Source organism: Marinococcus salis (genome assembly GCF_054971365.1).
Map to the genome: position 1 here is coordinate 1 of NZ_JBQOJB010000002.1, position 24,579 is coordinate 24,579.

23 protein-coding genes are annotated in these 24,579 nt (G+C 50.3%); 20 read left to right on the forward strand and 3 right to left on the reverse strand.

Annotation, left to right across the window (positions count from 1 at the left end):
- Window positions 1-132: 132 nt before the first annotated feature.
- Window positions 133-1,002 (reverse strand): YitT family protein, encoded by an 870-nt coding sequence (locus tag ACTTK6_RS01835; RefSeq protein ID WP_079476575.1) that lies wholly within the window; start codon window positions 1,000-1,002, stop codon window positions 133-135.
- Window positions 1,003-1,129: 127 nt separating this feature from the next.
- Between ACTTK6_RS01835 and ACTTK6_RS01840 the strand changes: the two genes are divergently transcribed.
- From ACTTK6_RS01840 to ACTTK6_RS01920, 17 genes are all read left to right on the forward strand, one after another.
- Window positions 1,130-1,471: a nucleotide pyrophosphohydrolase gene (locus tag ACTTK6_RS01840; RefSeq protein WP_079476574.1), complete on the forward strand. Its 342-nt coding sequence runs from the start codon at window positions 1,130-1,132 to the stop codon at window positions 1,469-1,471.
- The gene (dapB, locus tag ACTTK6_RS01845) at window positions 1,468-2,271 is read left to right on the forward strand and encodes a 4-hydroxy-tetrahydrodipicolinate reductase (RefSeq protein ID WP_079476573.1); all 804 of its coding nucleotides are present in this window, start codon (window positions 1,468-1,470) and stop codon (window positions 2,269-2,271) included. Before ACTTK6_RS01840 ends, dapB begins: the two co-directional genes overlap by 4 nt.
- Before the next feature lie 12 nt (window positions 2,272-2,283).
- Window positions 2,284-2,703, forward strand: a complete 420-nt coding sequence (gene mgsA / locus ACTTK6_RS01850; protein WP_079476572.1) for a methylglyoxal synthase — start codon at window positions 2,284-2,286, stop codon at window positions 2,701-2,703.
- The gene (gene bshB1, locus ACTTK6_RS01855; protein ID WP_462832485.1) at window positions 2,693-3,403 is read left to right on the forward strand and encodes a bacillithiol biosynthesis deacetylase BshB1; all 711 of its coding nucleotides are present in this window, start codon (window positions 2,693-2,695) and stop codon (window positions 3,401-3,403) included. The genes mgsA and bshB1 overlap by 11 nt, the downstream gene beginning before the upstream one ends.
- A gap of 2 nt (window positions 3,404-3,405) precedes the next feature.
- The gene (gene bshA, locus ACTTK6_RS01860; RefSeq protein ID WP_462832486.1) at window positions 3,406-4,533 is read left to right on the forward strand and encodes an N-acetyl-alpha-D-glucosaminyl L-malate synthase BshA; all 1,128 of its coding nucleotides are present in this window, start codon (window positions 3,406-3,408) and stop codon (window positions 4,531-4,533) included.
- Window positions 4,533-5,687 (forward strand): hypothetical protein, encoded by a 1,155-nt coding sequence (locus tag ACTTK6_RS01865; protein ID WP_462832487.1) that lies wholly within the window; start codon window positions 4,533-4,535, stop codon window positions 5,685-5,687. Before bshA ends, ACTTK6_RS01865 begins: the two co-directional genes overlap by 1 nt.
- A complete protein-coding gene (locus tag ACTTK6_RS01870) occupies window positions 5,684-6,667 on the forward strand; it encodes a biotin--[acetyl-CoA-carboxylase] ligase (protein WP_462832488.1) in 984 nt (327 codons plus the stop codon). The genes ACTTK6_RS01865 and ACTTK6_RS01870 overlap by 4 nt, the downstream gene beginning before the upstream one ends.
- A gap of 21 nt (window positions 6,668-6,688) precedes the next feature.
- A complete protein-coding gene (gene dinG, locus ACTTK6_RS01875; protein ID WP_462832489.1) occupies window positions 6,689-9,493 on the forward strand; it encodes an ATP-dependent DNA helicase DinG in 2,805 nt (934 codons plus the stop codon).
- A 13-nt stretch (window positions 9,494-9,506) separates the two neighbouring features.
- The gene (locus ACTTK6_RS01880; RefSeq protein WP_179124125.1) at window positions 9,507-10,814 is read left to right on the forward strand and encodes an amidohydrolase; all 1,308 of its coding nucleotides are present in this window, start codon (window positions 9,507-9,509) and stop codon (window positions 10,812-10,814) included.
- 21 nt (window positions 10,815-10,835) lie between these two features.
- The gene (locus ACTTK6_RS01885; protein ID WP_022792243.1) at window positions 10,836-11,009 is read left to right on the forward strand and encodes a YpmA family protein; all 174 of its coding nucleotides are present in this window, start codon (window positions 10,836-10,838) and stop codon (window positions 11,007-11,009) included.
- An 11-nt stretch (window positions 11,010-11,020) separates the two neighbouring features.
- Window positions 11,021-11,497: a PepSY domain-containing protein gene (locus ACTTK6_RS01890; protein WP_462832490.1), complete on the forward strand. Its 477-nt coding sequence runs from the start codon at window positions 11,021-11,023 to the stop codon at window positions 11,495-11,497.
- A 90-nt stretch (window positions 11,498-11,587) separates the two neighbouring features.
- Window positions 11,588-12,757, forward strand: a complete 1,170-nt coding sequence (locus tag ACTTK6_RS01895; protein WP_079476564.1) for a pyridoxal phosphate-dependent aminotransferase — start codon at window positions 11,588-11,590, stop codon at window positions 12,755-12,757.
- Window positions 12,758-12,795: 38 nt separating this feature from the next.
- Window positions 12,796-14,085: an asparagine--tRNA ligase gene (gene asnS / locus ACTTK6_RS01900; RefSeq protein ID WP_094908083.1), complete on the forward strand. Its 1,290-nt coding sequence runs from the start codon at window positions 12,796-12,798 to the stop codon at window positions 14,083-14,085.
- A 33-nt stretch (window positions 14,086-14,118) separates the two neighbouring features.
- A complete protein-coding gene (locus ACTTK6_RS01905; protein ID WP_079476562.1) occupies window positions 14,119-14,850 on the forward strand; it encodes a DnaD domain protein in 732 nt (243 codons plus the stop codon).
- 11 nt (window positions 14,851-14,861) lie between these two features.
- Window positions 14,862-15,524: an endonuclease III gene (gene nth, locus ACTTK6_RS01910; RefSeq protein WP_079476561.1), complete on the forward strand. Its 663-nt coding sequence runs from the start codon at window positions 14,862-14,864 to the stop codon at window positions 15,522-15,524.
- Window positions 15,518-16,042 carry a YpoC family protein gene (locus tag ACTTK6_RS01915; protein ID WP_462832491.1) on the forward strand — a complete coding sequence of 175 codons (525 nt, stop codon included), beginning with the start codon at window positions 15,518-15,520 and terminating at the stop codon, window positions 16,040-16,042. The genes nth and ACTTK6_RS01915 overlap by 7 nt, the downstream gene beginning before the upstream one ends.
- A gap of 14 nt (window positions 16,043-16,056) precedes the next feature.
- Window positions 16,057-19,599 carry a dynamin family protein gene (locus tag ACTTK6_RS01920; protein WP_462832492.1) on the forward strand — a complete coding sequence of 1,181 codons (3,543 nt, stop codon included), beginning with the start codon at window positions 16,057-16,059 and terminating at the stop codon, window positions 19,597-19,599.
- 40 nt (window positions 19,600-19,639) lie between these two features.
- On the opposite strand, the gene ACTTK6_RS01925 is transcribed toward ACTTK6_RS01920, so the two are convergent.
- Both ACTTK6_RS01925 and recU read right to left on the reverse strand, forming a co-directional pair.
- Window positions 19,640-22,177 carry a transglycosylase domain-containing protein gene (locus tag ACTTK6_RS01925; protein ID WP_462832493.1) on the reverse strand — a complete coding sequence of 846 codons (2,538 nt, stop codon included), beginning with the start codon at window positions 22,175-22,177 and terminating at the stop codon, window positions 19,640-19,642.
- An 87-nt stretch (window positions 22,178-22,264) separates the two neighbouring features.
- Window positions 22,265-22,867 (reverse strand): Holliday junction resolvase RecU, encoded by a 603-nt coding sequence (gene recU, locus ACTTK6_RS01930; protein ID WP_079476557.1) that lies wholly within the window; start codon window positions 22,865-22,867, stop codon window positions 22,265-22,267.
- 146 nt (window positions 22,868-23,013) lie between these two features.
- Here recU and ACTTK6_RS01935 point away from each other — a divergent pair, with 146 nt between their 5' ends.
- The 3 genes from ACTTK6_RS01935 to ACTTK6_RS01945 are packed head-to-tail and all read left to right on the forward strand — an operon-like array spanning window position 23,014 to window position 24,553.
- Entirely contained in the window at window positions 23,014-23,280 is a 267-nt protein-coding gene (locus ACTTK6_RS01935; RefSeq protein WP_079476556.1) for a DUF370 domain-containing protein, read from the forward strand.
- Between the two features lie 55 nt (window positions 23,281-23,335).
- Entirely contained in the window at window positions 23,336-23,695 is a 360-nt protein-coding gene (locus ACTTK6_RS01940; RefSeq protein ID WP_079476555.1) for a DUF1798 family protein, read from the forward strand.
- A 15-nt stretch (window positions 23,696-23,710) separates the two neighbouring features.
- Complete coding sequence (locus ACTTK6_RS01945) at window positions 23,711-24,553, forward strand: sulfurtransferase (protein ID WP_462832494.1); 843 nt, start codon at window positions 23,711-23,713, stop codon at window positions 24,551-24,553.
- Window positions 24,554-24,579 lie beyond the last annotated feature (26 nt).

The following is a 24,579-nucleotide window of genomic DNA, read 5'->3' on the forward strand; positions in this document are numbered from 1 at the left end:
CACCTCCATCTGTCGATCCTACTACGAATACGACGTGAGAGGTGCTTTTATCTGTCTCATTTATTTAGGTCACTTCATAACGATCGGCGCAGGTGTTTTTGTCTGTCAGACACTGAGAGCCTGGGGATTTCCTCATTGCAGCGGGTTTTTGTTTTCATCGAGAGTAAAGCCTTCGCCAATAACATCCTGTACATCATTAACTGTAACAAATGCATGGGGGTCCACCCGCTCGACAAGATGCTTCAGACGCATCAGTTCATTTTTACCGACCACGCAGTAAAGTATTTCTTTTTCCTGGCGGGTGAAGCTTCCTTTTCCATTTAATATGGTCGCTCCTCGGTTCATTTCCTGTAAAATGGCATCAGCTACCTCCGGCGCCTGATCGGAAATGATCATGGCAGCTTTGCCGGAGTATGCGCCCTGCTGAATAAAATCGATGACCCGCGCAGCCACGAACACGAACACAAGTGTATACATCGCTTCCCGGTAGTCCAAATACAACAGGGAAGCAATGATTACGAAAGCATCGAACATAAACAATGACCGCCCCATCGTCCAGCCGAATACGTTGCTTGCAAGCTTGGCGATAATGTCGGCTCCCCCGGTCGTACCGCCGTACCGGAAAACAATGCCGAGCCCTGAACCAACAAAAACTCCGGCAAACAGGGCGACAAGCACAAGGTCATCCTGGAGCGGTAGACGGAGGAGATCGACTTTTTGAAACAGCCATAGAAAAAAGCTGACAGCGGCTGTACTTATAAGCGTATAGACAAACACGTGCCGGCCAAGCAGCCGCCAGCCCAAAATCAGAACTGGAATATTTAGAAAAAGGTTGCTGAAGGCTGGGTTGATATTGAATAAATTATAAAGAATTAGGGTAATACCAGTAAAGCCGCCGTCCGCTAGCTGGTTTTGCATGTTAAAATAGACGAGTCCAAAACTCATAATGGCAGAGCCAAGTACGACAAAAAAGATATTACGGGTATGTATCCAAACGTTAATAATGATTCCTCCTCTCTGGCCGGAAAGCTCGTATCAACCGTTACATTATAGTAAAGCCTGCAGCAGGAGGCAATCGATGTTTGTCAAACCAAAAGGATTTTTATACGATTGAGGGGAGGAAGCCGGTATGACACAGGAACAAATAACAATGAAAGATATGCAGGAAAAGGTAGACGCCTTTATCGGCCAGTTTGAAGAAGGGTATTTCAGTCCGCTGGCCATGCTTGCAAGAATGACCGAGGAAACGGGCGAGCTTGCTAGAGAAATTAATCACTACTACGGAGAAAAGCCGAAAAAAGAAAGCGAAGAGCATAAATCTCTGGATAAAGAAATGGGTGATCTGCTGTTTGTGCTTATTTGCTTTGCGAATTCACTTGATATTGATCTAGAGGAAGCCTTTCGTATCGTAATGGACAAGTTTGAAACAAGAGATCAGGATAGATGGACGAAAAAGGAGAATGACAAATGACTGAATCAATCCGCGTTATTGTTGCCGGGCCAAGAGGAAACATGGGCAAAGAAGCTGTACATATGATTGAAAGAGAAGACCACCTGGAGCTCGCTGCCGTAGTGGATCATAAATACGAGGGTGCTTTGCTTTCCGATATCGAAGGCATGCCCAACGTGGAAGCTCGCGTCTATACGAACGTCGACCAGTGTCTTAGCGAGATTGGAGCAGAAGTGTTTGTAGATCTGACTACTCCGGAAATTGGAAAGGTACATACAGAGAAAGCGCTCGATTATGGACTGGCACCTGTCGTCGGGACTACCGGTTTTTCTGATGAAGATCTTGAACGCCTGCGGCAGAAAGCGAAGGAACAGCAGCGGGGAGTGCTGATTGTTCCAAACTTTGCCATTGGTGCTGTTCTGATGATGAAAATGTCACAAATGGCAGCGGCCTACTTCCCGGATGTAGAGATTACTGAACTCCATCATGACCGTAAGCTCGACGCTCCGTCTGGCACAGCCGTGAAAACAGCAAAGCTGATTCAAGAAAACCGGGCCAAAAAAACCCAGGGGCACCCGGAGGAAAAAGAAACCATGCCGGGAGCCCGCGGGGCGGAGCTCGATGGGATGCGGATTCACAGCACCCGTCTTCCAGGGCTGGTGGCTCATCAGCAGGTAATGTTTGGCGGTGAAGGCCAGACACTCACTATACGGCACGACTCGATTAACCGTGCGTCGTTTATGCCGGGAGTTAAATTTGCAATCGAGCAGGTAATCACGATGAAAGAACTTGTGTATGGCCTCGAAAATATTCTGGAGTAAGGGGACTTTTTTATGAATATCGCATTGATTGCCCATGATAAGAAAAAAGACGACCTCATTCGGTTTGCCGAAGCCTACAGACATATTCTCGAGCGTCATACTCTTTCAGCAACAGGAACCACCGGAGGAAGACTGCAGAAGGAAGCAGGCCTGCACGTAAAACAATATCAGTCCGGGCCGCTCGGGGGCGATCAGCAGATCGGGGCAAAAATAGCGGAACAGCAGGTGGACCTGGTGCTTTTTTTCCGGGACCCGTTAACTGCACAGCCTCATGAACCCGATATTACGGCCCTGATGAGGCTTGCTGACGTACATGGGGTGCCGCTGGCAACAAATATGGCTGCGGCTGAAGTGCTGATTAAAGGCCTGGAACACGGATTGTTTGCCTTTCGGGAGATTTTAAAGGAGTCCACAGATCAATATGACACATAAACGAACGCTTTTAACCGTGGGAGCCCATCCTGATGATATCGAAATCGGGATGGGCGGAACGGTAGCGCAGCACAGTAAAACCGACAATGTCTATATGCTTTCCCTGACAGAGGGGGACCTTTCATCCAACGGCACGGTGGAAACAAGGCAGCAGGAAGCAGAGCGTGCGGCGGAAATCCTCGGTGCCCAGCGGCTGCAGCTTACCTGGAGAGACCGGATGCTTACAGCAGTAACCCAGGAAGAGTACACGCAGCTTGTGCAGCTGATCCGCCGCATCCAGCCGGACACGATATTTGCCCCTTACTATATCGATCGGCATCCGGACCACGGCGATGCCGGGAATATCGTTAAGCGGGCTTTGTTTGATGCGGGGGTTAAGCTTTATCCGGGTGTGGATGAAAATGCCCACAAGGTGCCAGACATGTACTACTACATGATTAACGGCTACCACCGGCCGACCTTTTATGTGGATATCACCACGGCCGCCGGTGACAAAGAAGCGGCATTACGGGCGTATAAAAGCCAGTTTAATCCGGGAGAAGAGGCCACAAGTACGCCGCTTACGGATGGGTACCTCGAAACGATACAGGCAAGAGACCGACTATTCGGCAAAGAAACGGGAGTGACTTACGCGGAAGGGTTTATCGCAGAAACTCCGATGCTTTTTCAACAGGTGCCCGGCAAACAAGGAAGTGACTAAGCATGAAAATTGGAATAACGTGCTACCCGACGGTAGGAGGGTCGGGAGTGATTGCGACGGAGCTCGGCAAGCTGCTCGCTGAACAAGGCCATGAGATCCATTTCATCACCTCGGCCATCCCATATCGTTTAACCGAAACCTCACCGAATATTTATTACCACGAAGTTTCCGTGAATCAGTACGAAGTGTTTCAGTACCCGCCTTATTCATTAACACTCGCAAGTAAAATGGCGGAAGTGGTCAACCGGGAGCAGCTTGACGTGCTGCATGTGCATTACGCCGTACCTCACGCTGTCTGTGCGATTTTAGCCAGAGATATGACCGACCATCCTGTGAAAGTAGTAACAACGCTGCACGGCACTGACATTACCGTTCTCGGACATGATTCATCGCTTCGGGACATTATCCGCTACGCCATTCAGCGTTCGGATGAAGTAACGGCGGTGTCTGACGCTTTAGTTAACCAGACCCGGCATATGCTTGAAGTCGACCGTGATATTCATACAATATACAATTTCGTGGATGAACGGGTGTATGCCCCGAAAAAGGATAAAAAGGATTTAAAAAAAGCGTACAATATTGATGAGGACGAAAAAGTGCTTCTCCATGTCTCTAATTTTCGGCCGGTAAAAAGAGTGGTAGACGTCGTTCGCACATTTGCAGCAGTACAGACCGAAGTTTCCTGCAAGCTCGTCATGCTCGGGGACGGACCGGACCGGGAAAAGGCATGGGCCGAGGCAAAAAAACTAGGCGTTGACCAGGATGTGCTGTTCTTAGGCAATCAGCGGGAGGTCGCCGACTATTTGCATATTGCTGACCTGATGCTGCTTCTTTCCGAGAAAGAAAGCTTCGGACTCGCCGCGCTGGAAGCAATGGCGTGCGGAGTGCCAGTAATCGGCACGGATGTTGGAGGCATTCCTGAAGTAGTTTTTCATAATGAAACCGGCTATGTTGTGCCGCTAGGGGCTGTGGAACTAGCCGCCCAGCAGGCGGTGGATCTGCTACTTGATCCAGACAAAATGAAACGGTTTGAGCAGCGTTCGCTCGACGTGGTGGAAGAACATTTCTCCTCCTCACGCATCGTAACCCAATACGAAGAAGTGTACCGCCGGACCATGGGGGACGAATAATGAACGAAGGGCAGACGTGGGAAGAAGGGCTGCATATTATCAAGACGTTACGACGGCGCGGCATCGATGCCTACGTGGTAGGGGGAGCCGTGCGCGACGGGCTGATGAGCCGGGAGCCGAGTGATATAGATATAGCAGCCGCCGCGACTGTGAAGGAACTTTCGGTTATATTTCCGCACGCAGTGAAGCCGTCGGAAAAACACGGAACCCTGCTCGTGAAGAGTGGAAAGAATATCGTGGAGGTTACCCCATTCCGCGCAGGGGCAAAAACAATTGAAGAGGACCTGCAGCAGCGGGATTTTACATGTAACGCGATAGCAGCAGATGAACAGGGCATGGTAATAGATCCATTTAACGGCCGGAGAGACATCCGGCAGCGGGTGTTGCGCACGCCGGGCCCGGCTGAACAGACCTTTTCCCTTGATCCGCTTCGGGTTGTGCGGGCGTTTCGGTTTAGTTCGGTCCTCGGATTTTCGCTGGACCCGGGAGTCGAGCGGGCAGCAGAATCAGCTGCGGCTGGTCTTGCACATACCGCTGTGGAACGAATACGTGATGAAATTACCAGACTGCTTGAGGGCCAAAAGCGGCTGGACGCCCTGGAAAACATGAGGGAGCTGCGTCTGTTTTCGTATTTTCCGCAAGCAGTACAAACGGTGTCCGCCTTTTTTTATCATTCGACGCTTGTACAATTCCCTGCTGGCAAAGAGGCTTCGTGGGCAGCTTTATTATACGCCCTGTATGGGCATAGAAGCTTGAACATGCTGCATGGATGGAGGTTTTCCAACCAGGCACGAAAACAGTGCCGCTGGCTGTTGGAACGGATCGACGTCCCCGCTTCCCCCGATACGTGGCTGCAGTGGCTGTATTATTTCGGGCCGCAGCAGGTGGCGGATCTTGAAGAACTTAAACAGTGGAAGTATTTTGCTTACCACCGACGCCCCAGGTCAGAATGGAAAAGAAAATGGGAAGGTCTTCCAATCCATTCCAGTCAGGAGCTTGCGCTTCCGCCGAAGACCATCGCTTTAATGCCGGCCTACAAGGGCACGGCGAAGATTGGAGAGGCAGTAGCATTATTGGAAAAGGCGGTTGTGAACGAAAAGGTAGAAAACAGTGAACAAAAGCTGTTAGCCTATTTGGAGGAAAAAGAACGATGAATAAAAACCGATTGCTGCAGCTGTTGATGGCTCACCAGGATCGCCCGGTGTCCGGGCAGGAAATCAGCGATGACCTGCAGGTGTCCCGTACTGCTGTATGGAAACAAATTGAAGAACTGCGGAAAAACGGGTACGAAATTGAAGCAGCGTCCCGGCGCGGATACCGGCTGGTGCGTATTCCCGACCGTGTCGGCACAGAAGAAATAATGCTTCATCTTACAACTGCACGTCTCGGCCGCCCGATTATTTATAAAGATACCGTTACCTCCACTCAGGAAATTGTGAGGGAAGAAGCTGAAAAAGGAGCCAAAGAAGGACTTATTGCGGTCGCGAATGAACAGATGCAGGGCCGCGGAAGACTTGGGCGCGTATGGCAGAGCAGGCCCGAACAAGGCATTTGGATGAGCCTGCTGCTTCGCCCGCAGGTGCCCCCGCGCTACGCTCCGCAGCTCACTCTGTTGTCAGCGGTAGCTCTTGCCGAGGCGCTTGACAATTATCTGCCGGAGCCGACGACGATTAAATGGCCGAACGATATACGCATTCATAAAAGAAAAGTCGCAGGGATACTAACGGAAATGCAGGCAGACATGGATGAAGTACAGACGGTCATTGTCGGCATGGGTATTAATGTGAATCAAAACGACGGGGATTTCACTGAAGAACTTGCTGAAAAAGCTGGCTCTATCCGTCAGTACGCAGGCGTCCGCCAGAGCCGTCCGCAGGTTATCGCTTCTATCTTAAAAAGCTACGAGACCTGGTATAATGAATACTTAACGAATGGATTTGGTGCAGTCAAAGCAGCCTGGACCGCCAAGGCTGATACTCTGGGCAGCTTTATCCAGGTAGAGACGTCCAGGCAGACAGTAGAAGGAAAAGCTCTTCGTATAACGGAGGAAGGGGCACTGCAGGTTCAAAGGTCAGACGGAAACACCCAGACGGTGCACAGCGGCGAAATTTTGGATGATCCGCCGTCCGGGTAACGGAAGAAAGGAGGCAGGCAGATGGGACAAAAATATGTAGTCATAGATGTAGAAACGACCGGCACTTCTCCAAGAAAAGGAGCAAAAATAATTGAAATCGGCGCAGTGCTGATGGAGGATGAACAAGTGCTTGACACTCTTTCGACCTTTATCCAGCCGCATATGCCGATTCCTCCTTTTATCCAGCAGTTTACGGGCATTCATGACCAGGATGTAGAGCACGCCCCCGAGTTTTACGAAATAGCTCCCACCTTAACTGCCTGGCTCGAGGATGCCGCCTTTGTCGGACACAACGTGCAGTTTGATCTGGCATTTATCAATGCCGGCATGCAGGAAGCGGGATTCCCGCTGTTTCAGGGAGCCGTAGTGGATACGGTGGAGTGTGCGAGACTGGCCTATCCCGAAGCTCCGGGGTTCCGGCTGTCGCAGATCACGTCGTGGCTGGACCTCGACCATGATCGTCCACACCGGGCGGACAGTGACGCCCTCGTCACGGCGGAACTGTGGATATCCATCCGTAAAAAACTTGCTATGCTACCGAAGGCTGTGCTCCACCATCTGGACCGGCTGGCTGGCTTTCTGCACAGTGATCTCCACCGGTATATTGAACGCTGCATTGCAAAAGCACCGCAGCAGCTTCCCTACGATTTAGAGGAAAACCACGGCATTGTGTTCCGTAAAGAGCTTCCAGCGGATAAGCCGGAGCAGAGAAGCGTATCGCTTAAGGAAACCCTCAGCAAAGGCCATGCTAAACGAAGCGGTTGGGAACGCTTTGAGGAGCGCCCGGGGCAGCTGGAGATGGCTGAAATGGTCTATGCTTCGTTTAAGGAGCGGTCTCATGCTGTCATAGAAGCCGGCACCGGCCTGGGGAAAACGCTAGCTTATTTGCTTCCGGCAGTAAAATACCATCGTACATATAACCAAAAAATCTTAATTTCCACTCAGACACTTACCCTGCAGGAGCAGCTGATGAATGAGGACCTGCCGTTGCTCGAGCAGCTCATTGACGACCGGATCTCTGTGGCAGTTTTAAAAGGCCGGAGCAACTATATCTCTCTTCAGCGGTTTGAAAAATGGCTGCAGCACCGCCAATTTTCGCTCGAAGAAGCGCTTGGCCTCGGCCAGGTGCTGGTATGGCTGACGGAAACCAGGCACGGGGATCTGGATGAAATAAATATGGCCGGCGGCCGCAGAAATGCCCTGTGGGAAAGTCTGCGTCAAAACCATTACCAGGAGGAGCATGCCCAAAGAGGATGGGAGGCGTTTTGCTTTTATGCACGGGCCCGCCGCAAAGCTGAATATGCTGATATTGTCGTTACCAATCATGCGATGCTTTTAAGCGACATATACCAGGGAAAGAATTTATTTGCCGCCTACCCTTATGTGATTATTGATGAAGCGCATCATCTGCCGGACACGGCAGGAAAATATGCAGGCAGATCCGTGCACTATACAAAAGCGAACCGCCTGCTCCGCAGATTTGGCCTGGATACGAAGCAGAGTGTGGTACGGCCGCTCATTTGGTTTGGCGAAGAAGCCGGAATCACGTTTGAGTCAGGCTGGTACCAGGAACGCGAGGATAACCACGCGGTGCTCATGTATGAATGTGACGAACTGTTCCGCCTTCTCACCCGCTGGTGCCGCACGTCTTCCGGCCGTCGTCGTTCGGAGGTGGGCAGATACAGCCAGCGCTTTATTCCCGGCGGAGAAGCGGGTCCGGTATGGGAACAGGTGGAGGAAGCCGGCCGTCGTTTTCTCGCCCTGCTGGAACAGGAATTCAAGGAATGGCAAACGTTTGAGAAAGTGTGGGAAACCCAGCCATCAGCTAAAAGTTGTGTAAATGAACTTGCTGAACTAAATGCATATATGGAACAGCTGGACGGACTTGGGGACAATCTGTTTCACCTGCTGTTTGAACGGGAGCCTGAGCATGTGTACTGGGTGGAAGCAGAGCAGAGCGGCGCCAAAAATGCCGCGTACGTTTATGCCCGCCCAATGGAAGTGGCATCGGAGCTGAGTGAACAGCTGTTTATGAGAAAAGACAGCGTGGTGCTTACGTCCGGTTCCCTGGCGGTTAATGGCTCGTTTGATTACATGAAATCAAAAATGGGGTTGAATGATTTCCTGCCGCAAACAAGCCTGATCGCTTCTCCTTACCATTACGCGTCCCAGACACAGCTGCTCGTTCCAAAAGACATTTCCGGGGTGAACGACAAACACGCAGACTTTGAGCTGGAAGCGGCTGAATATATTTTCCATGCTGTTAATATTACGGAAGGTAAAACAATGGTGCTGTTTACTTCGTTTAATATGCTTAAACAGGTGTATCATCAGCTCAAGGAATGGACGGAAGAATCGACATTGAGTGTTATCGGGCAAGGGATTACAAGCGGCACCCATGCCAAGTTGACCAAGCTGTTTCAACAGCAGGACAATGCTCTTTTACTTGGGACCAATGCCTTCTGGGAGGGTGTCGATATCCCCGGTGAAAAGCTGCAGCATGTAATTATTGTGCGCCTGCCGTTTTCCCCGCCCACAGACCCCGTCTACGAAGCTGTGTCGGATAAATTGCAGCGCGAAGGAAAAAGGTCATTTTATACAGAGGCCCTGCCGCATGCTGTGCTCCGGTTCAAGCAAGGATTTGGCCGCCTGATCCGCCATTCTGATGACCGGGGCGTAGTAACGGTCCTTGATAAAAGGATTATGGAGGCTTCCTACGGCTCCTCATTCATTGACTCGATTCCCCGCACCAATACGTATTATGAACCGATGTATGCGGTGCTGGACCGTATCGCTGATTTTTTTGAAGAAGCAAAAAAACGTTAAAAGGAGTGCAGAAATGGAACACTTTGTAATCGAGCATGTTTACCCAATCCCAAATGCACGCGGCGTCCGGGCGGTCAAAAGCCATATTGAAGTGAAGAACGGCACAATCATTACTGTAGCCCCGGGAGACTACCAGAATAGGGAAAGCGGAGCTATTATTCTGGATGGCCGGGGCAAATGGCTGAGCCCGGGTCTGTACAACACCCACGGCCATACCCCGATGACAATGATGCGGGGGGTTTCGGATGACGTGGTGCTCCAGGAATGGCTGAACAACCATGTGTGGCCAAGAGAGCGCCTGTTTACCAGCGAAACAGCGAAGGCCGGCACAGAGCTTGCTCTCGCGGAAATGATTCGCACTGGCACAACTGGATTCCTCGACATGTACCATATGGGCATGCAAAACACATATGAACTCGTGAAAAGCTCGGGCATCAAGTCAATGATTTCTAAGGGCATGATGAGTATTGGAACGCCGGAGGAGCAGAGCGAAAAGCTTGCAGCGGCCGCCCGTGACTTGAACGAGTGGGAGCAGGATTCAAGCGGAAGAATAACAGGGATGCTTTTCCCACACGCACCGTATACATGCACACCGGACTTTTTGGAAAAAATTGTTGATGCGGGGCACCGCTACAATTTGCCGCTTGGTATTCATCTTGAGGAAACGGCCAGGGAAGTGGCAGATTATCAGCGCGATTATGGCATGACTCCGGCCAGGAAATTAAAGGAGATTGGATTTTATTCACGCCCGGCGATGCTTACGCACGTCGTGCATGCGACAGATGAGGATCTCGACGACATGAGCGTGCCGGAAGTGACTATTTCCTACAATCCAATGAGCAATGCCAAGCTTGGCTCAGGTATTGCTCGTGTTCCGGAAATGCTAAAACGCGGCCTAAGGGTGACAATTGGCACGGACAGTGCTGTTTCCAACAACAACCTTGACATGTTTGAAGAGCTCCGCCTGGGCGCTTTGATGCAGAAAGTTGCCTTTCAGGATCCCAGTTCAATAGAAACAGAAGCGGTCTGGAAGATGGCAACAGAGAACGGTGCAGCATCGATGGGATTTGACAACAGCGGCAAGCTGGAATCAGGAGCTGCAGCCGACTTTATTCTACTCGACAGTGCATCATTTGCGCTCCAGCCGTATGATAATATTTTATCGCACCTAGTGTACGCGGCCTCCGGCAGAGATGTCACTGACAGCTTTGTGAACGGCAGACAGCTGATGAAAGACGGCGAACTTCTGACGCTCGATGAAGAAAAAATTAACGCCGAGGCCAACCGCCATTACCGTAAATTAAATGAAGCGTACTTATAGTACGCCGGGCGAGGTGAAATAATGGGAAACGAACAGCTTGAGGTCGTCGCCTCTGTAAAAATCGAAGCGTCGTCGGATCTGTATAAAATTGTTGATACACTAAATCGCACGTTAAAGCAGGAGGAATTAATGTTCGGCCTTTCTCTTGATAAGGAAAACGAAGAGCAGATGGTGTTTACCATTTACCGCACATAGGGGGAGATGTCGTGAAAAACTGGATGACGCTTGCAGCCTTTCTGGTTGTTTTTCTGGTGGTAGGCGGCCTTGTCGTCGGCTATTTTCAGGCCCGGGCGCCGCTTGCTGATGACAAGGAGCGTGCAGAAACGCTGGCACTTGAAGAAAATAATGTTGCCGAAGTACAGAATACATTTATTTATAACGGCAAACAGCCGGTAAAAACAGTGCGCGTCGAAACTAATGACGGCAGCAGGGATTGGCTGTTTTTCCACGACGGGGAATTGCTCGAACGCCTGGCCGCTGCTGATACGTTGAGTATGCAGGAAGCTGAGGAGCGTATAGTGGAAATAGAGGGGATTGACGCTGTACGGAAGGTGACGCCCGGCTACGAAGACGACCGTCCGGTATACGAAGGCAAATACCGGACGGAAAACCAGCAGCATTATGTGTACATTGATATGGAAACGGGAGAATTTGTGAAAAGCTTCAGCCTGGACCGGGGCTAAGTACGCTAAACCACGCTTGAACTCCTTTTCGCTTTTCTTTACACTAACTATGGATAGATTGAGCACGGAAATTATTGAGGAGGAAAAAGTATGGAATTGTCCCAACGAGTGAAAGAAATTACCCCTTCATCAACTCTGGCGATTACAGCCAAAGCCAATGAATTAAAAGCTGCCGGCCAGGACGTTATCGGCCTTGGCGCCGGAGAGCCGGATTTTAATACCCCGCAGTACGTAATAGATGCAGCGGTGCGCTCCATGCAGGAAGGAAAAACGAAATACACCCCTTCCGGCGGTCTGCCGGAATTAAAGGATGCAGTGATTCAAAAATTCAAGCAGGATCAGGGACTTGAGTACTCCCGCGACGAAATCATCGTTGGAACCGGCGCCAAGCATATTCTGTTTACACTGTTTCAAACCATTCTTGATCCGGAAGATGAAGTGATTATTCCAACGCCTTACTGGGTCAGCTATCCGGAGCAGGTTAAGCTTGCCGGCGGGCGGCCGGTATTTGTCGACGGCAAGGAAGAAAACCAGTTCAAAATCCTTCCGGAGCAGCTGCGCGAGGCAGTAACGAGCAAAACGAAAGCCGTCATTATTAATTCACCGAGCAATCCGACTGGCACGATGTACAGCCGGGAGGAACTCGAGGCCCTGGGAGAAGCAGCAAAAGCCGAAGATCTGCTGATCGTTTCCGATGAAATTTATGAAAAACTGATTTACGGAGACAAGCAGCATACATCCATCGCAGAGCTTTCCCCGGAATTAAAAGAGCAGACTATTGTCGTTAACGGCGTTTCTAAATCCCATTCGATGACCGGGTGGAGAATCGGCTACGCAGCCGGCAATCGTGCGATTGTCAAGGCAATGACGAGCCTTGCGAGCCATTCAACGTCTAACCCGACAACGAATGCCCAGTACGGAGCGATCGCCGCCTATACGCAAGACGACGGTGCTGTAGAAACGATGCGCCAGGCATTCAGCGAACGGCTGAACACGATTTACGACAAGCTCGTCTCTATCCCGGGAATTACCTGCGTGAAGCCGGAAGGCGCCTTTTATTTATTTCCAAATGTTGAAAAAGCAGCCAGCTCATATAAAGACGTGGACGAATGGGTGAAGGCACTGTTGGAAGAAGAAAACGTGGCGGTTGTTCCAGGCAGCGGATTTGGTTCTCCGCAAAACGTGAGGCTCTCCTACGCTACGTCCCTGGGACAGCTGGAAGAAGCAGTGGCAAGAATACGCCGTTTCGTAGAAAAATAATTTAATGAGTATAAACAGGACGAACCGGAGGGACTAACGTGAAAGTAACCATTGAACGTTTAAATCAATATATCGGCCAGGAGGTAAGGTTTGGCGCCTGGCTGGCCAATAAGCGCTCCAGCGGCAAAATCGCATTTTTACAGCTGCGGGACGGCACCGGCTTCGTGCAGGGTGTTATCGTAAAAAATGAAGTCGGGGAAGAGCTGTTCGCCCAGGCCAAAAATCTTCCTCAGGAAAGCTCGTTGTATGTGGACGGTGCGGTGAAAGAAGATGATCGTTCCCCAACCGGCGTGGAGCTTCAGGTGACCGGCTTCGAGGTTATCCAGGAAGCAGAACCTTACCCGATTACCCCGAAAGAGCATGGGACAGAATTTTTGATGGATCACCGTCACCTTTGGATGCGCTCGAGCAAGCAGCACGCGCTTTTGCGTATACGTGATGAAATTATTCAGGCAACCTACGCTTTTTTCCGGGAAAATCAGTTTATTAAAGTCGATCCCCCAATTTTGACAGGAAGCTCGGCGGAGGGGACAACATCACTTTTTCATACGAAGTACTTTGATGAAGACGCGTACCTGTCCCAGTCCGGCCAGCTGTATATGGAGGCTGCGGCTCTCGCTTTTCAGCGTGTGTTTTCATTTGGTCCGACATTCCGTGCGGAAAAATCAAAAACCCGAAGGCACTTGATTGAATTTTGGATGATTGAGCCCGAAATGGCTTTTTGTGATCATAATGAGAGCCTGGAAATTCAGGAGCAGTACGTCTCCCATGTCGTGCAGGCGGTGCTTGCCAACTGCCGACAGGAGCTGACTACGCTGGAGCGCGACACATCCAAGCTAGAAGCCATTCAGGCACCTTTTCCGCGCATCACGTACGATAAAGCGATTGAAATGCTGCAGGAGGCAGGTTATGAAGTAAGCTGGGGCGAGGATTTTGGTGCGCCTCATGAGACGTATATAGCAGAGCAGTTTCAAAAGCCGGTATTTATTACTAATTACCCGCTCGGCATCAAGGCCTTTTACATGAAGCCGGACCCGGATTATCCAGAAACCGCGCTCTGTGCCGACCTGATTGCTCCGGAAGGCTACGGGGAAATTATTGGCGGCAGCCAGCGTATTGACGACCTGGAGCTTATGAAACGGCGGTACGAAGAACACAACCTGTCGGAGGAAGCCTATGGCTGGTATCTGGATTTAAGAAAATACGGCACCGTGCCGCACTCCGGATTCGGTCTTGGACTTGAACGTACAGTCGGCTGGATTGCAGGCACTGAACATGTCCGGGAAACCATACCGTTTCCGCGTTTGTTGAACAGGCTGTACCCATAAGAGAAAAAGCCCCCGTCCCGGGGGTTTTCCTTTATGCACTTTGCCGACGGCCGGCCGGGTGAAGAGGAGGACAAACAGATGAACAAGGATAAAGAAATAGAAGCACTAATGCATGGTCATCTTTCCATTCCAGTAATTATTCTGGACAAATATCATCAGGTGGGGCTGAATGAAAAAGAAGCAATGATGCTCCTGCATATCTACCGTTTTGGCCAAAACAACGTGCCGCTACCAACACCGAAGGAACTGGCAGAGAAAATGAGCATGGATGAAAATGAATGCGCCGGCTGCCTGCGCTCAATGATTAAGCGGAACCTGCTGCAGATTGACGAATACGAACGCGAGGCAGTGCGCCAGGAATCATATTCGCTCTACCCTTTTTTCCGCCAGGCTCTTACGGCTGAAGTTCCGTCCAGTGAAGGGGAGCAGATCGAAGAGCAGCATCTGTTTCAAAACATTGAGCAGGAATTTTCCCGGCCGCTCTCCCCAATGGAATGGGAAACGATTAATGTCTGGCTCGATCAGGATCATTATTCGCCGGATATGATTCAGATTGCGCTGAAAGAAGCGGTCATGAATCAGAAATTCAGCCTTCGCTACATGGACAGGATGCTGCACGAGTGGAAACGCAAAGGCATTCAAACCAAAGAAGACGCTAAAGCGCAGACCGAACAGTTTAAACAAAAAGGCGGAAGGCGTACGCAGGCGGCCCAGTCGGAAAAACTGCCCGAATACCCTAATATTAACTGGCTGGATAAAGAGTAGAGGAGAAAAAAATGGCATTGACGAATAAAGATTTACAAGTTGTGGTTGAACGGATCGAGCACATGTTTCCGGAGGCGGAATGTGAACTGAATCACCGCAACCCGTTTGAACTGCTGGTAGCGGTCGTGCTCTCCGCCCAGGCGACTGATGCGCTGGTAAACAGAGTCACTCCCGGCCTGTTTGAACAGTACAGCTCTCCGGAAGATTTTGCCCATGCTCCACTTGAGGATATTGAACAGGCGATTCGTTCCATTGGACTTTATCGTAACAAAGCAAAAAATTTAAAAAAGCTTTCAGCCTCTCTTCTCGAGTTACATGACGGGCGTGTCCCGGAAACGCAGGAAGAGCTGGTTGGACTTGCCGGCGTCGGAAGAAAAACGGCGAACGTGGTAGCATCGGTAGCCTTCGGTGTGCCGGCCATTGCAGTGGATACACACGTGGAGCGGGTGGCCAAACGTTTAGGCATATGCAGATGGAAAGACAACGTTACCCAGGTAGAGCAGACATTAATGAAGCGGCTGCCAAAGGAAAAGTGGTCACAGATGCACCACCAGCTTATTTTTTTCGGCCGCTATCACTGCAAGTCCCAGGCCCCACAGTGTCCGTCCTGTCCAGTGCTTGAGTACTGCAGGGAAGGACAAAAACGGATGCGGAAAGAAGGTGCAGCATGGTGAACATACAAATTCCAGCGTCATTTCAGCACGAAATTTTTTATACCGTAACGCAAATCGAAGCAGACGAAACGGAAGGGCAGCAGATATTAGCGCTTCGTCACCCGTTCTGGTATGAGATTGCTTATGAAAATGGACTGGCCGGTACTCCGCCGTGGCAGGAAAACATTAACCAGCATATCAAAACATTTATACAGTGGTGGGAAGAGCATCTGCCTTTCTTGGATGAATGCTGGGACGAAAGAGACAAGGAAAAGGCGGCTCCCTACATGAGACGTGGGCTCGCCCACTGGCTGTGCATGCTGTTTTGGATGAACGAGCGGCCGGTGCCTTCTGCAGAGCCGGAAGAATTGATCGCAGAAAGCAGAAAGCTCGCCCATAAGCCGATCAACGTAGAGGAAAGGCTCAGCTTTCTGCTTGAGTATCCGAATTATTTTCATTCCTACCTGCAGCTTAAGGAGCTGTATACAGAAGTGAAGAAAAAAGAAGCGCTGGCAAAACGATCCCGAAATCACGAATGATAAAGGAGTAAAATATGGCATATACGAGCGGTTGGGAACAACAATGGCTGCAGACAGACGTACAATTGGATCCGGCAGAAACCGCCATGCTTAAAGAGGTGCAGGAAAAGATTGAGCGCCCTTATTTTGAAGCTGCGTTTTGCGGGCATTTTTCAGCTGGGAAGTCGACTGTATTAAACGGCCTGCTTCAAAACGAACTGCTGCCCGCAAGTCCGATTCCAACAAGCGCCAATATTATATCGATTGAAAACGGGGAGCTTGGCCTTGAAGTTGAGACGCGCGAAGGTCAAATCCAAGCCTGGGAAGACGATATTCCGTGGGGGCAGGTGCAAAAGTGGGGACGGGATGGAGCGGATATCCGTTCTATCCGTATGCGGGCCCCCCTGCCGTTTTTAGGGCCTCACAGCCGGATGGTGGACACCCCGGGAGTGGATTCGACGGATCCACTGCACCAGGCAGTGACAATGGAGAGACTGCTGGCCACCGACGCTGTTATTTATGTTACAGATTATAACCATGCCCAGTCGGAAACAAACATCCGGTTTTTGCAGCAGCTGACGGCAGAGGGCAAACCGATTATTTTTGTTGTCAACCAGATGGACAAGCACCGGGAAGAAGAAATAACGCTGCGGGCGTACCGCAACCAGATTGCCGCAACGCTTGAACGTAATCAGGTGCACGTGCTTGCGACGTATTATATTTCTATGCGCGAGGAGCAGTACCCGGATAACGAGCTGGAGACGTTTGCCGCCCACGTGCGAAGCCTCCTGTATCACGGAAGCGAACTGCTCGAACGAAGTGAGGAACGGATGCGCCAGACCGTGCTGTCACGAATCCGCGACAGGCTGCGGGAGGAACAGCAGACAGCCCTTGAAGACTGGCAGGAACGGACAGAGCACGCCGGAATTCCTGCACAGCTTATTGACGATAGCGCTCAGCCTGACAGTGAAGAAAGATGGAACGAGTGGTTCAGGGAATGGAAACGAACACTGGACCAGGCACATTTGTTTCCAGCATCCACTGTGGATAAAGCAAGAGACTGGCTTGAAAGCTGGCAGCCCGGATTCAAAGCAGGGTCCTTGTTTAATAAAAAACGGAAAACGGAACAAGCCAGAGAGGAGCGGGCAGAAGCACTGCTGGCAGATATAAATGAGAACATTAAAGCGTCACTGACGTTTCACGTGCGTGAACTGCTGCAGCCTGAGAAGCAGGACGCTTCTTCCTATAGCGCTGCTTTTACAGATCGTGTGCAGGATATTGATGTTCAACTCGGACGTAAAGACCTGGAAGCGTTTATCCCGGATGGGGAAACGGGAAGGCAGTATGTATTTCAAGTGACCGATCAGCTCGCCGCTTTAATTACCCGGCGCTTTAAAGATCAGGCGGAGGCACTGCTCGAAGAAAAAGAACGGGTGCTTACCTCAACTGCAGGCCCGGTATTGTCGGAAGAGGAGCAAACGAAACTAAATGAACTGCAAAAAGGCTGGCAAGAGGAAAAAGAACGGCTGAATCAGGAAATCACCCGGCTCGAACGCCAGATGGAAAGCGTAGCCTCCCGGCGGGAATGGGAGCAGGAAATCCGGCAGATGATGAGCGAAGAGGCGCCTTTCGATGTTCCGGAAATTATTATATCGCAGGAGGAAGAAACGACAGAAGAACAGGAGAGTATTTCTCCAGTACAAAAGGAACTTCCTTCGTACAAAGAAGAAATTCAGATGGTGGAAGCATTCGCAGCCGATTCTTCTGATTCTCCGTTAATTGAAGAAGAAAAGAAGCATTTGCAGCGTCTATGTGAGAATCTGCAGCACCAGGAGCTTCATGTTTCAGTGTTTGGCGCTTTCAGTGCGGGTAAATCGAGCTTTATCAACGCGCTTCTTGGCGCTCCGGCGCTCCCCGTGTCACCGCATCCGACAACGGCTGCTGTAAATATTGTCCGTGCGCCGGAGAATGATTACACGCATGGCACGGTTATTCTGCAGCTGAAAGATGAAGATTTTCTGGACGAGGAAATCCAGGCTGTATCAAAAGAGCTTGGGGAACAGTATTCGCTTGCCTCCATTCAAAAATGGAAAAAGCCAAACCGGACCCGCGACGCCCGGATGGAAACATATAGTCAGTATATGTACACCCTGCAGGAAAGCATCAAAAAACATCATTCCTCGCTCGGCGAAATTCGTACCATCGATATGGAGGACTGGAGCTCCTGGGTGGCGGATGAACAAAAAGCATGTCTCGTCAAACAGGTAACGCTTTATTATGAGAGCTACTGGACGAACCGGGGACTTGTATTAACCGACACGCCAGGGGTTAATTCCATCCACGGGCGCCATACCAATGTCGCGTTTGATCATTTACGCCGGTCGGATGCTATTTTTTACGTTACGTACTTCAATCATGCATTCTCAGATGCCGATGAACGATTTATCCAGCAGCTTTCGCGGGCAAATGAGGAATTTGAACAAAATAAACTGTACTTCCTGATCAATGCCGCCGACTTGGCAAGAGATGACAATGAGCGCCGGCAGGTCGTCAATCATGTGCGCGGACAGCTGCGCCGGAACGGGTTTGAGGCCCCGTTTCTGCTGCCTGTTTCAAGCCAGCGCGGCCTGGAGGCAAAACAGCAGGGCGAAGAAGACGAGATGTTTTCAGCCTTTGAAAATTATTTGTCCGGACAGATCTGGCAGGAGCTGCTTGTGGTGCAGCAGCAGTATGTCGTCGAGCAGGCGCTCAATTTAAAAGAACAGCTCGAGCGGGCGTTGCAGGTACAAAAGCACGATGCAAAAAGTGTCGCTGCAGAAGCAGAACGGCTAAAGCAAAAGCTTCAGCAGTACAAAGAAGTCCCGGAGCGCTTTCATATGGAGCGTTTGCGAAAAGAGCTCGCCTCAGACACCGAAGAGCGGCTGATTCATGTGCGTAAGCGTCTCTATCTATTTTATCAGGACTACTTTAACAAAGCCGTGAACCCAGTTACTATCGACGGGGCTACCCGGAAAGAACAGCGAAGGCAGCTGGCCGGACGGCTGACTGAAATTAAAGAGGAGCTGCTGGTGCAGGCCGGCCAGGAAAGAGAAACAGCGTTTATCCGTCTTGAAGAATTAATGAAGCGGCAGTTGAAGCAGGAAATAGAAGAACAGTACAGAAACGTCCGGGAAGATTTCCCAATGTTTCAGGTTCCCGATGCCAGCCGCTCTTTTATTCCGAAAGCAGAAAAAACGCTCGGTATCGAGGTGGAGCCTAAAGCATTTGAAACGTATTTTCGCTCAGCAAAGGATTTCTTTGTGCATCAGGAAATAAAAAACCTGAAAGAGGTCTACGGAGAAGAAGTTCAAAATGAAGCAGCAAAAGTAACGAAAGAAATAGTCCAGGAGCTTGAAGAAAACATTGAAGCCGGCATCGGGGCGGCCTCTGAATATATTTATGCTGAACACAGCCAGGCTCTCAATAGGGAATTCGAGCGACTGTCCACATGGTATGACCAGAGCTATTACACCGTGCTGCAGGCAGAATGGGAAAAACTTGCGCCGTTGGTTAAAAGAGAAAATGAGGTTCATATATAAAAGAAACCGCACAGCCCACAAGGCGTGCGGTTCTTGTTTATTATTCGTTTGTCTGGGCTTCTTCTTCCGGTTCAGACGCACTATCCTCTGGCTCCGCAGGTTCGGAGGTCTCTGACTCCGGTGGGGAATCTCCGGTGTCCTCGTCCCCGTTATTGCCGCCGGTACCGCTTTCCCCGCCGGCATCTGATTCAGATTCGGCCGGGGCTTCGCTGCCTGTGTCTGTTTCTTCTTCGCGGCCTTCTTCTGTGGTGCCGGAATCTTCCTCTGCCGGCGTCCCCTCTTCAGTTCCACCGCTTTCTTCCGGGCTCTGTTCTGGGTTTTCTTCTGGTGTGTCTTCTGGTGTGTCTTCTGGGTTCTCATCAGCTTCTTCAGCTGGCTCCTCTGCCGGTTCGGGATCACTCTGACTGTCTTCAGTTTCGTCAGAGCTGTTGTCTTCAGCTGGCTCTTCATTCTCTGGTGCTCTCCCGTTTTCCGATTCATTCTCAGGGGATGGTTCAGTAACCTGGACGTCCACTTCACCTTCTACAAACAGCTCCGTAATTGTCTCAGCGTCCGGGGTGCTGGATGTAGCCCGTTCCCCCGTTTGTTCATTCAACTGTACTGTCACAACAGAATCGGGCTGTTCAAAGTCAGGAGTGTCGATGCCGCTGCTCACCTGCTGCATGATCTCGCGGAAAACATCTTTGGCAGCTTCAGTCTGCCCGTCTACAAGATAATTATTTTCCGACCGGCTTTCAAAGCCCGCCCAGACAGAAGCTGTATAATTTGTAGTGTAACCATTAAACCATACGTCTGGTACACCGCCATCAGGGATATTCAGGCTGTTCATTTCGTCCTCTGTAAAGTTGGTTGTGCCAGTTTTGCCGGCGAGCGGGAGACCGTCGATCTGAGCGCCGGTGCCGGTGCCTTCAGATATAACGTCTTTTAGCATGTCTGTAATCATATAGGCAGTGTAGTCCTCCATCGCCTGCTCCTGCTCTGGTTCAAAGTCAATCGTCCGTCCATCCGGAAACTCAATCCGCCGGATAGAGTGAGGATCGTTATAAACCCCTTCATTTCCGAAAGCGGCGTAGGCCCCGGCCATCTGCTCAGAGGAAACCCCCTGCTCAAGCCCGCCGAGAGCTGAACCATAGTAGACGTCCTCAAGGCCAAGGCCAAGACCGTTGGCAAACGACCTGGCATTATCAAGGCCGACTTCCTCAAGCGTTTTTACTGCAGGGACGTTCAGGGAATCCGTCAGCGCTTCACGCATGCTGACACTGCCCCGGTAGTCCCGGGTATAGTTGCGTACGTCGGTGTCTGTGTCCGGGTACTGGTATTCTTCATCCTCGATCTGATGGTACGTAGACCACTGCATATTTTCGATAGCCGGACCGTAATCCAGGACAGGCTTGATAGTGGAGCCTGGCTGGTTGGGGTCGGTAGCGAAATTATAGCTCATTGCCGTATCAGGGCTCTGACGGTTGCCGACAATGGCTTTCACTGCTCCGGTCTGGGTATCAAGCAGTGTAAAACCGATCTGAAACTGTTCATTGTCTGGAAAGCTGTCGAGCGCATCTGAACTTTGAATGAGTTCCTCCGCCTGTTCCTGTGCTTCAGTATCAAGCGTCGTGTAGACCTTCAGGCCAGCTGTGTATATATCAGATGCCTCAATGCCGTCAAAGTCTTCAAGCTCGTTTTGGACGTAAGACATAAAGGAGTCATAGGCGGCGCCGTTTTCCGGCGGCTGGTAGTTAAGCTGTTCATCTACCGGGGTACTAGAAGCTTCTTCCGCTTCCTCGTCGGTAATGTAGCCTTGTTCATTCATCATAGAAATAATCTGGTTTCTTCGTTCCTCGGCATTTTCCGGATTTTGCACCGGGTCATAATACGTAGGCCGGCGCGGAATAGCGGCTAGAAGAGCAGCATCTGCGATCGTGAGCTCGCCTGGATCCTCTTTTCCAAAATAGGTCTGCCCGGCCTGGGTGATGCCGTAGGCTCCCTGGTTGAAATAGATTAGATTGACGTACATTTCGAGAATTTCATCCTTGCTGTACTGCTGCTCAAGTTTGATGGCTAAATACTGCTCCTGGACTTTACGCGATATATTTTTATCAGGGGAAAGAAACGCATTTTTCACAACCTGCTGGGTGATAGTGCTAGCCCCCTGGGAGCCGAAACCGTCAGTAACATTTGCCCATAATGCACCGAAAATCCGCTGAACGTCGATGCCGAAGTGGCTGTAAAACCTCTCGTCTTCTACCGCGATAAATGCTTCCTTCGCATAGTCGGGCATTTCTTCAATGTCGGCGAGTTCCCGGTTGCTGCTGTTCTGCAGCTGGGCAATCTCTTCATCGTTTTGGTCGTATACCGTAGCAGCCTCCGATAAAACGATCGCTTCCGCGTCTAGTTCCGGGGCCTGATTGATCATATAAGCGACAATAATGACACCGGCAGTCATGAAGACAAGCATGAGCGAAAGCGCCCATATAATGAATGTCTGCCAAAGCGGCCGTTTGCGCTTTTTCTTTTGTTTATTTTTAGGGTTCTTCTGGTCGGCCGTTCGTTTTTCCCGGCGGGACCGGTAATTGTCACTCATTGACGTTCGTCCTTTCGTTGTGCATAGCATCTAGTTCTGTGTACCCAGGCATTAGACGTTCAAATTTTTATTTTGTTACACGTATGTTCAGTGAAAATAAACGTCCTTCACGGTCTTTAAATAGTCGAGTCTTGGATGAAGGCCGAGCGGGATCGGATGCCCGTGTTCCTGAAGTTCCTTATAAGGAATGGATTTTCGTTTCGACTGGCCGTAATACCAGTGAAGAAACCGGGAAGCGTCGTACAGGTACGTCTCCCCATGTACAGTGAAACGGAGAAGCACAAATGCGATACCGTCCTGCTTTTGGACTTTATGCATGTGCTCCGCCTGATGATCATGAAAATTCTGCAGCGGAAAGGCTGTCTTATTGCGCGTTTCTTTCGCTTCAAAATCAATATAACGCCCGGCAAAAACACCATTATAATCTGTGGTGGAAGCCTGTTTGAAATATGCTTCGGTGATGCGTGCAGCGCTTCGCTTCGGATAATGCACATCGACAATCTGTACGGGCGTTGGCTTTTTATGTATGATTCCGATGTCACGTGCAATGTAGTAATCGTTGGATTCATTAATGTCTTCTTCAAGTGTCATGCCGCGGTTGGCAAAGCTTTTTTCCGCCGGCGGGCTCTGCCGGGAGGGAGTGTTTTTGTTCGGGCGGTATACTTTTCCATTGGGGTAGCGGTAAGCCATAGGAATCTTCCTTTTCTAAAAATTACTGCCTTCTGCTATTTTACCATAATTTCTGCCGGGAATTATGTTTCCTGTGCTTACAATGATAGACAAAGCCTTGGTTGTTCGTGTTAGGATAGAAAAGAATGAGAAAGGAAGGGGATAGCATGAGCGATACACCGATTAATATTGGATTTGGCAATATGGTGATGGCAGAACGGGTAATTTCAATTGTGAGCTCTGATTCTGCCCCGACAAAACGTTTGATTCAGGAAGCACGTGAAAGAAAAATGCTTATCGATGTAACCAACGGACGGAAAACAAGGAGCATCATCCTGTCGGACAGCGACCATGTGCTGCTGTCGGCCATTCAGCCGGAAACAGTTGCTCAAAGGGTAAGCAATCAGCAGGAGCAGGAAGAGAGCACTTCATAAAATATTCGCTTTCCTGAAAAGGGAAGCGTTCTTTGTATCAAAAGGGGGTTTTTCGATGCCAGGGCTTTTCGAAAGCTGCGACCAGATGAAGCGCCGGATGGACGAAGCGGAACAGGTTTTTTACGAGGTACAGGAACGGGACGACCGTCCGGATTTTTACGAGGAAGTGAAGCCGTTTGTCGACAAGGTAAAAGGGGAAGCAGATGTATGGAAAGAGGAGGCTTCTGCCTGGGTGCAGACGACAAGCTATCCGTACCTGCACGAATCCCAGATGGAGGATACGTACGATAACATTATGAATGCCTCTCTCCAGGCCTACCAGCGGACAACAAAAGAAAAACAGTTCAAGGAAACGCTGCAGGCTGTGGAGTTTATTCTAAATAGCATTCAAACGCAGTTAAAACAGGAATCCTAGAAAGGGGAGAGTAAGTTGAGCTTTCTAATTTCTTCTGAATGGCTGGATGAACACCGCCGCGATGAACACGTCCGGGTGGTGGACTGCCGGTTTGAACTGAAAGATGCAGCCGCGGGGCATGAAGCGTATGTTAAAGATCATATTCCCGGTGCTGTCTTTATCGATGTAGATAAGCATCTATCTGCCCAGGCAGGTACTCACGGAGGGCGCCATCCATTACCGGATATGGACTTTTTCGCCCAGGTTTTGTCAGAGCGTGGAATAGACATGCAGACGACCGTGGTAGCTTATGACGACCAGGGAGGCATGGGGGCAGCTAGATTTTGGTGGCTGATGCAGTATGCAGGCCATACGAATACATATGTCCTCGACCGCTCTTATACTCACTGGGTGAAAGAAGGGTTCCCGGCAACAGAGGAAATCCCAACGCCGCTTATGAAGCAGATGAAAATAGACCGCGAGCCGAACCAGCTGGTCCATCTCGAAGAAGTAAAGCAGCAGCTGCGAAACGAACACGTGGCCCTCGTGGATGCGAGAAGCTATGAGCGCTATGCTGGAGAAAATGAAGAAGTGGATGCAGTTTCTGGTCATATTCCCGGTGCCTATCATTATTTCTGGAAGGATGTACTTCGCGAAGACGGCACATGGAAATCCCAGGGTGAGCTGCGTGACCACTTCCGGGGACTCGAGGGATTTGATGAAGTTATTTCTTACTGTGGCTCGGGTATTACAGCCTGCGTCAACGTACTCGGCATGAGAGAGGCTGGAATCGAACAGGTGCGTCTTTATAATGGAAGCTGGAGTGATTGGATTTCCTATCCGGACCTTCCAATTGAAAAAGAGCCAAATACTTTATAAGGTGGATGAAATAATAAAGCTGCCGG

What these genes read in the sequence shown, in the direction of transcription:
- ACTTK6_RS01840 (WP_079476574.1), top strand. Translation starts at nt 1,130, where the DNA reads ATGACACAGGAACAAATAACAATGAAAGATATGCAGGAAAAGGTAGAC.
- dapB (WP_079476573.1), top strand. Translation starts at nt 1,468, where the DNA reads ATGACTGAATCAATCCGCGTTATTGTTGCCGGGCCAAGAGGAAACATG.
- mgsA (WP_079476572.1), top strand. Translation starts at nt 2,284, where the DNA reads ATGAATATCGCATTGATTGCCCATGATAAGAAAAAAGACGACCTCATT.
- bshB1 (WP_462832485.1), top strand. Translation starts at nt 2,693, where the DNA reads ATGACACATAAACGAACGCTTTTAACCGTGGGAGCCCATCCTGATGAT.
- bshA (WP_462832486.1), top strand. Translation starts at nt 3,406, where the DNA reads ATGAAAATTGGAATAACGTGCTACCCGACGGTAGGAGGGTCGGGAGTG.
- ACTTK6_RS01865 (WP_462832487.1), top strand. Translation starts at nt 4,533, where the DNA reads ATGAACGAAGGGCAGACGTGGGAAGAAGGGCTGCATATTATCAAGACG.
- ACTTK6_RS01870 (WP_462832488.1), top strand. Translation starts at nt 5,684, where the DNA reads ATGAATAAAAACCGATTGCTGCAGCTGTTGATGGCTCACCAGGATCGC.
- dinG (WP_462832489.1), top strand. Translation starts at nt 6,689, where the DNA reads ATGGGACAAAAATATGTAGTCATAGATGTAGAAACGACCGGCACTTCT.
- ACTTK6_RS01880 (WP_179124125.1), top strand. Translation starts at nt 9,507, where the DNA reads ATGGAACACTTTGTAATCGAGCATGTTTACCCAATCCCAAATGCACGC.
- ACTTK6_RS01885 (WP_022792243.1), top strand. Translation starts at nt 10,836, where the DNA reads ATGGGAAACGAACAGCTTGAGGTCGTCGCCTCTGTAAAAATCGAAGCG.
- ACTTK6_RS01895 (WP_079476564.1), top strand. Translation starts at nt 11,588, where the DNA reads ATGGAATTGTCCCAACGAGTGAAAGAAATTACCCCTTCATCAACTCTG.
- ACTTK6_RS01905 (WP_079476562.1), top strand. Translation starts at nt 14,119, where the DNA reads ATGCACTTTGCCGACGGCCGGCCGGGTGAAGAGGAGGACAAACAGATG.
- nth (WP_079476561.1), top strand. Translation starts at nt 14,862, where the DNA reads ATGGCATTGACGAATAAAGATTTACAAGTTGTGGTTGAACGGATCGAG.
- ACTTK6_RS01915 (WP_462832491.1), top strand. Translation starts at nt 15,518, where the DNA reads ATGGTGAACATACAAATTCCAGCGTCATTTCAGCACGAAATTTTTTAT.
- ACTTK6_RS01920 (WP_462832492.1), top strand. Translation starts at nt 16,057, where the DNA reads ATGGCATATACGAGCGGTTGGGAACAACAATGGCTGCAGACAGACGTA.
- ACTTK6_RS01925 (WP_462832493.1), bottom strand. Translation starts at nt 22,177, where the DNA reads ATGAGTGACAATTACCGGTCCCGCCGGGAAAAACGAACGGCCGACCAG.
- recU (WP_079476557.1), bottom strand. Translation starts at nt 22,867, where the DNA reads ATGGCTTACCGCTACCCCAATGGAAAAGTATACCGCCCGAACAAAAAC.
- ACTTK6_RS01935 (WP_079476556.1), top strand. Translation starts at nt 23,014, where the DNA reads ATGAGCGATACACCGATTAATATTGGATTTGGCAATATGGTGATGGCA.
- ACTTK6_RS01940 (WP_079476555.1), top strand. Translation starts at nt 23,336, where the DNA reads ATGCCAGGGCTTTTCGAAAGCTGCGACCAGATGAAGCGCCGGATGGAC.